5 protein-coding genes and 1 tRNA gene are annotated in these 5,717 nt (G+C 42.6%); 4 read left to right on the top strand and 2 right to left on the bottom strand.

The window, feature by feature from the left end; all coding sequences use genetic code 11:
* Positions 1-220 precede the first annotated feature (220 nt).
* The 4 genes from rplJ to U9O96_05300 all read left to right on the top strand — a co-directional run bounded on the left by rplJ (position 221) and on the right by U9O96_05300 (position 1,889).
* Positions 221-733, top strand: coding sequence for a 50S ribosomal protein L16 (gene rplJ, locus U9O96_05315; GenBank protein ID MEA2054518.1), 513 nt, complete (start codon positions 221-223; stop codon positions 731-733).
* Between the two features lie 57 nt (positions 734-790).
* Complete coding sequence (locus U9O96_05310; protein ID MEA2054517.1) at positions 791-1,117, top strand: hypothetical protein; 327 nt, start codon at positions 791-793, stop codon at positions 1,115-1,117.
* Position 1,118: 1 nt separating this feature from the next.
* Positions 1,119-1,192 (top strand) — tRNA-Phe (locus U9O96_05305).
* A 16-nt stretch (positions 1,193-1,208) separates the two neighbouring features.
* Complete coding sequence (locus U9O96_05300; GenBank protein MEA2054516.1) at positions 1,209-1,889, top strand: CDP-alcohol phosphatidyltransferase family protein; 681 nt, start codon at positions 1,209-1,211, stop codon at positions 1,887-1,889.
* On the opposite strand, the gene U9O96_05295 is transcribed toward U9O96_05300, so the two are convergent.
* Positions 1,886-4,345, bottom strand: a complete 2,460-nt coding sequence (locus U9O96_05295) for a right-handed parallel beta-helix repeat-containing protein (protein ID MEA2054515.1) — start codon at positions 4,343-4,345, stop codon at positions 1,886-1,888. The genes U9O96_05300 and U9O96_05295 overlap by 4 nt on opposite strands.
* Before the next feature lie 257 nt (positions 4,346-4,602).
* On the bottom strand, positions 4,603-5,717 hold a 1,115-nt coding region (locus tag U9O96_05290), incomplete at its 5' end, for an IS701 family transposase (GenBank protein MEA2054514.1).

Here is a 5,717-nt window from a genome sequence, read left to right as displayed (position 1 = left end):
GGTAAGCCTTGCATTCTGGATTTTGACAGGTTACCACATTTCCATGCCTATCTTTTAGGCATTTTTTACCTTTCTTTTTTTCCATCTTTTCCCTCCTAGCATGTTCTTCTGCTAAGAGGCAATTATCCCCTACTATTTAAATCTTCAACAAATTTATTGGGGATTACCCGAAATTACACCAGTAATTTTATAAACAGAAATGCAATGTAGCGGTGGTATCATGTCAAGAAAACCAGCAAGAATGTACAGAGAAATAAGGGGGCGTCCCACGACAAGGAAGAAGTACATGGGTGGCGTGCCCGGCCTTCGCATAACGCAGTTTGATCTCGGTAATCAAAATGGAGATTTTCCGGTTTCCCTTTCAATCCTTGCCGAGGAACAATGCCAGATACTACACCGCGCTCTCGAAGCAGCACGTATCGCAGCAAATAGGTATATCTCCAAGAAAGCGGGAAGAATGAATTACCATATGAAAATAAGGGTATATCCTCATGTGGTTGTGAGGGAGAATAAGCAGGCAACGGGTGCAGGTGCCGACAGAGTATCACAGGGTATGAGAAGCGCTTATGGCAAACCGGTGGGAACCGCAGCGAGGGTGCAACCAGGTCAGAAGATAATCACTATAAGTACTACCGAAGGCAATGTGGAAAATGCAAAAGTCGCTTTGAAAAGGGCAATATCAAAACTTCCGACTCCGTGCAGGATAGAAATTGAAAAACTGCAGACAGCTTGAGTTATGTCAACCAACAGCAAGGTTTTTGTATACAAATGCATTTACTTCTTGAGATAAATGTCATATAATAATGAATGCGATACAGATGGAAATATCATTTATGATAAATTAAAAATGGAATTGTGTTTGCTGGAAAGACACATAAAAATACTCAAGATTATACTGGATAAAGGACCTGTTGGGATAATAAAACTATCAGAAGTTACTAAGTTTCCGCAACATAAGGTACGGTATTCACTCCGGATACTTGAGGAGGAAGGACTCATAAGACCGTCACCGAGAGGGGCTATAGCAACTGATAAATCATACAAATTTATAATGAAATTCAAGGATTTGCTGGATGAATTAGGGGCAAAAATAAATGAATTGAAAAGAATATTATGAAGCCGCGGTAGCTCAGTTTGGGAGAGCGCCAGACTGAAGATCTGGAAGTCGGGGGTTCAAGCCCCCCCCGCGGCACTTTTATGAGGTGCATATGGAAAAGAAAGGAATTGTATCGATGCTTTCCTTTGCAGATTCGTTCACCATCGTGAATGGACTGCTGGGATTATTCTCCATCTTCCTTGTGCTATCAGGAGAAACAAGGTGGGCATTCTCTTTTATTTTGCTGGCGGTACTGGCAGATGGCATGGACGGAGCGGTGGCAAGAAAATTCAGAAAACTTAGCGGTGATATTGGAAAGTATATGGATGAATTTTCTGATATGATTTCTTTCTGCGCAGCCCCGCTTGTTATCGTTTATAGTACGTACAATGCTTCATTCAATGTTACAATAAAAGACATTTTCATCTTATTTTCCTGCGGATTGTTTCTATTGGGTGGCATGCTCCACCTTATAAGATACCACATAGGAAATGAAAGATATTTTATCGGGCTGACAACCCCTGCTGCAGCGATAACCGTGGTAACAATGTGCTGTCTTTCCTTGCCATGGTGGGGTGTTTTGGTGACATTGATAGGCCTTTCCATCATAATGATATCAAACATACCTTATCCAAAAATTGAGGGTTTGCTTTCCGTGCCTGCGGTTGTTCTCATTCTTTTAGCAGCTATTTCTGGAAAAGATTACAGTTGTTTTCTTTTACTGGCAGGCATAATGGTTTACATCTTCTTCGGGCCAATATATGCCAAATATTCTCTTAAGTCAGGGTTTTAGATATAGTACCTGGAATTTTTAAAAAATGTAAGGTCTATATTGCTCCAATCATCATAGTCGTTTTTTTTGTGGCTGCCATCTGAATAATCCACTAGGGAAAAGGAATATCTGTAGTTCAAACAACTTTTATAGTCTTCGTATACATACCATCCAACATGCCAGGGAGTATTGCAACTTTCATTATCAATACCGCTGAAAGTATATTCAAATAAACCAAGGTTATGTCCCAGTTCATGCATGAAAAGGCTCGCCGTAGAAAGCATTCTTTCACTTTCTTTTAATCTCCAATCACGAATATACTGTACGGCAAGAACAAATGTGTCCAGGTTGTCAAGACCCTGGAATGAATAACCTCCTCTCGTTGTGGCACCGTAGGAACATAATATCGCATAATGGAATATGCCTTTTCTTGGGTTTAGCATATTACCGTGCAGAAAATATTTCCAGTATATCTCTTCGCTTTCTTTGTATGTTATTTTTTCTTTATAGGGTATTTCCTCCCCGCCGCCCATGCAGCCATCATCAACGTGCATCACGATATTGTGCTTTGTAAAAGAGGAATAGAGCATCTGCTTCGATTTTTCCGGAAGAATATACGGCTTCCTTCCGTTCTTGCCCGCCATATAGTCTACTTCTATGAAAATATCCTGCCTGAAAGGATCTGAAAGCCATTGTGACAATTGCCATTCCTGAAAGTTTGTTAATCCATCGTCATCGGGATCCATAACTGAATGATTTTCCGCTACAAACGGATTATATCCCCATTTATCCTCCCATTCCATCGGCAACCCATCATTATCAGAATCACTGCCGGTATCATTTATTTCAGGGTCGGTATGGTAAACGTTTGTCTCTTCCCAATAAGTGAGACCATCTCCATCATAATCATTGAATGATATGTCAAACCACACCTCGTAACCGTTTTCCGTAATATGGCCACATCCGTCTTCATCGCCGACGTAATCATCCCCATACCATTCTCCACGCTCCATGTTATAAACCAGACCGACTTTAATTATCTCTTTTTTAAATAGCCTTTTCTCAAATAAATATATAACAACGGGAATATTTTCTTTGTCATCAGGGACATCCTGCATTGCTTTCCACCCCGGGGAAATGTCCATACCCTTCATCACATCGCTTGCATTTTCTCTTCCATCTATGCCCACGACTGAAAATACACTTTTGTTCTCAAGATCGATGTTTCTAACCCTCAAAATATTCACTTTTAATTTTAAATCCACGAGGGGGTCCCAGTCTCCCATGCGTGTACTGCCGTTTGTTCCTTCCCTTGCATCTGAAATACAATGACAATTGCACTGGCTGAGCATTTCCCCATTTCCCACAAATTTTTTTTCAAAAGGTATGGGCTGCAAAAGCCAGGGCATGTAAGAAACTTTGCTGAATACCGGCGAAATTCTATCCCCTAGCAATCCCGGGCCAGATGCGGAGCCCCACCAGTTATGCTTTGCATTTTCAATTCCAAACTTTGCGTATAGCCCATACATATGGTTGTCGGCAATATTGTTAAAATTAATTTTGTCCATACTGCATTTTTCAATATAGATGCCGTATCTGTTGCGGGTTATGTTGCAACCATAGATTTCATTTCCACGGCATTGCTCAATCTTTATTCCAAATCGACTTTCACTTATTTCGCATTTGCTTATCTCATTTTCATTACAGTTTACAAGCCTTACAGACCATACATTATGGTTTACAGAAGAATTGGTTATGATGTTTGCGTCTGAGTTAATAAAAAATATTCCACCCTCATTGCCGCTATTTTTGTATATGTCACAACCATTTATTACGTTACCTGATGAGTTTTCCATATACACGCCTATCCCGTTGGTATGAAATATGCATTTTGAAATTACATTTTTATATGCATTATAAAATTCGATGCCCATGCCGTTTTTGTATAGGATGCAGTTGCCCACATCATTTTCATCTGATTGTATTTCAACACCATTTCCATTTTCATGGATTGTACACCCACTGATACAATTTCCGTTTCCCTTCAATAGTATGCCGTTCCTGCACGTATGCAACGTACAATTTTTGATTTCATTTCCATCAGAGGATACTTTTATCAATGCATTTTCTTTCTCGCCGCCGCCATTCCTTACAGTAAGGTTTGAGATTTTTACGCTGCTGGACAGTATTTCAATTGCATTGCCGGTGAAATCCGCATCAACTACCGTGGAATTTTCTGATTTTCCGATCAGGGAGACTGATTTATTTATGACAACATGCTCGTGATAAAATCCGGGAAATATATAAATTTCATCGCCATCGCTTGCATTATTGACGGCATCTTGAATGCTTGTATAATTTCCTTGACCGGCTCCGCCGACATATATCGTTTTTCCCTGGACATTGCTCGTGCTAGTTATTTCCGTAAATGTAAGAAATAAAAGAAAAACAACGGCAAAAGCAAATTTCTTTTTCATGGTATCAGTCTATAAAATTGAAGGTATTTAAATAATTTGACTTTGTCACATTAGAGAATTTTCTCTCCACATTTTTCCTGTGTCACCCTCATTATTGTCGGTGGTAAGCGGCGTCAGGTGATCCAAAATCCACAAGCCATGCCCTCATCACGATGTCCTTCCTCAAAATCGACGTTTCGGGGTATATGTTGAAGGTAAGGGGGAAAGCTACCGCTCAAAAGAAGGTATATCTCTCCAGTGGTCTTGGTTTGAATGTGCTATTGGTTTCTTCGGTGATGTGATCGCCGGGCTGATTCCCGTCGTTTGTGCTTTTCCAGGATGAGACGAAGCAGCTCTTCATCTGTGATTTCTCTTTTGGGCAGGATTTCCTCAAGAATCTCTTTTACATCTTGAACGGTTAAAAACTCCGCTTTTTCTCCCATGTCTAGAGCCAACAGGAGCAATACCAGCATCGCCAGCAAGGTCATCGTCATATGATGATGCCAGCCAGTCCACCCCCTCACCTGGTAATCGGCGAGGCCAGCGATGCCTTTCCCGTCCTCAAACGCCCGTTTGATCCAGTATCGGCTGGCAGACATCGCGGCCAGCCTGTCAAGGCTGGTATCTGCCGATGCATTACACAACTGGTATTTCACCCGTTCCTTATCAAGGTCCTTCCGGATGATTAGCCATAGTTCGTCACCGGGAAGCCCGTCAACCACGGGATACACACGGAGACATGCCATCTGTGCCCACAGTTCTCTCCGTTCGGTATCGCGTACGAACACCTTTTCCCATTGCTCGTCACCGAGCTGGTCCTTCAGTGTTCTCACTTCCACGGGTTGTGGCTCACCTGCTACCACTCGTTCTTTGGTGGGAGCGGGGCCTCGATTTCCCTTTCGGGCTGGTACTCCGGTCTGGGGACGGGTAAGCCAGACTCGGGTGTTGCAGGGAATATCTGCGACATAGGTTAGTCCCTCGCCGTCAATCTGGCCTCTCAGCCATGCGTCTCTTCCGTAAAGTGAATCCATGCCAATCCATCCAAAGGGAACGTCGTTTCTTTTAGCGTGAAGAATCATCTCCCATGCCAGCTCGGTCTTTTTCTTAAATGCAACGTCTTCCGGTACCCCACACTCCTCTCGACGGTTCTCATCGTCAGCCCACGCTCTCGGAAGGTAGAGACGCTCATCGATCAAGGTCCTATATGGCCCCTTGGTGTAGCCAAGAAACACGCCCACCTGACAGTTGGCAATCTTGCCCAGACGGCCACAATGCTGACGTTTTACACCAACTGAATGCTCTCCCTGCTTGGGAAAGCCACATTCATCCACCTGCAAAGCACCATTCCTCTCATCCCCAATAAACCGGGTTACATCCTTCTGGATATCGTCAA

The sequence above is a fragment of the Candidatus Thermoplasmatota archaeon genome (assembly GCA_034660695.1).
In the GTDB taxonomy this organism is placed as follows: domain Archaea; phylum Thermoplasmatota; class E2; order UBA202; family DSCA01; genus JAYEJS01.
Note: the sequence above shows the minus strand (reverse complement) of the source record. Positions and strands in the feature narration are given on the sequence as shown.

Bases quoted from the DNA above. Each gene is read 5' to 3' on its own strand.
- rplJ (MEA2054518.1), top strand. From the start codon at position 221: ATGTCAAGAAAACCAGCAAGAATGTACAGAGAAATAAGGGGGCGTCCC.
- U9O96_05310 (MEA2054517.1), top strand. From the start codon at position 791: ATGTCATATAATAATGAATGCGATACAGATGGAAATATCATTTATGAT.
- U9O96_05300 (MEA2054516.1), top strand. From the start codon at position 1,209: ATGGAAAAGAAAGGAATTGTATCGATGCTTTCCTTTGCAGATTCGTTC.
- U9O96_05295 (MEA2054515.1), bottom strand. From the start codon at position 4,345: ATGAAAAAGAAATTTGCTTTTGCCGTTGTTTTTCTTTTATTTCTTACA.